Genomic DNA, 725 nt, shown 5'->3' on the forward strand with positions numbered 1-725 from the left:
ATCGCCATCAGGCTTGCTCAGCGTCGCATAAGCCCCGCTTACGTCATCGCATGGTCATGCTGGAGACGCGCCCATCAGGCGGCCGCTCGACGAGCTCATCTCAAAACTAGAATGCAACTGTAATGCTTCTGTAATGGGCCCTTGCTCGTCAAGTCCCTCCGTGATCATCACGCCGCCAGGATCATGCTTCTGTCCGTGGTCAGCACCAAGACTGCCACACCATGCCATCAGATCCTTAAGCCGGCAGGTCAATCTAGGACGCGTGATTTGCCGAAGCCTTCACAGCACTACTCCCGACCTTGCCAAGCCCTCGTCCCAGCGACGGGACCTCGGAGAAGCAGCGCCGTCGGCGGCCTGCTTCGGTAATCTCATCTCGCCTTTACGGGGCGACAGTATCCTTGCCCCAACGGAACGCGCTGACGTCAACCCACATGCGGTGAAGGACGGTCGCGAGTTTGCGGGCGAGCGCCACCTTGGCTCGCTTCATACCGCGCCGCTTCGCCACGTCCAGCGCCCAGCGCTTCAGGGCAGAGAACCGCGTGGCACGCGTCAGCATGATATGCGCCGCTTCATAAAGCGCAGTGCGCACCATGGCATCGCCGACCTTGGTTACTCCGCCGTCGATGTCGGTCTCTCCCGACTGGTATTTCTTGGGCGTCAGTCCAAAATACGCACCGACGGTGCGGGACTTTTCGAACCGACCCGGATCGTCGACTGCCGATATA

1 protein-coding gene is annotated in these 725 nt (G+C 60.4%); it reads right to left on the reverse strand.

Annotated elements, in window-relative coordinates:
* Nucleotides 1-379: 379 nt before the first annotated feature.
* A partial coding sequence (locus AC244_RS34795) for a transposase (protein ID WP_152976251.1) occupies nucleotides 380-725 on the reverse strand: 346 nt, incomplete at its 5' end.

The organism is Ensifer adhaerens (assembly GCF_001270265.1).
Lineage (GTDB): Bacteria > Pseudomonadota > Alphaproteobacteria > Rhizobiales > Rhizobiaceae > Ensifer > Ensifer adhaerens_B.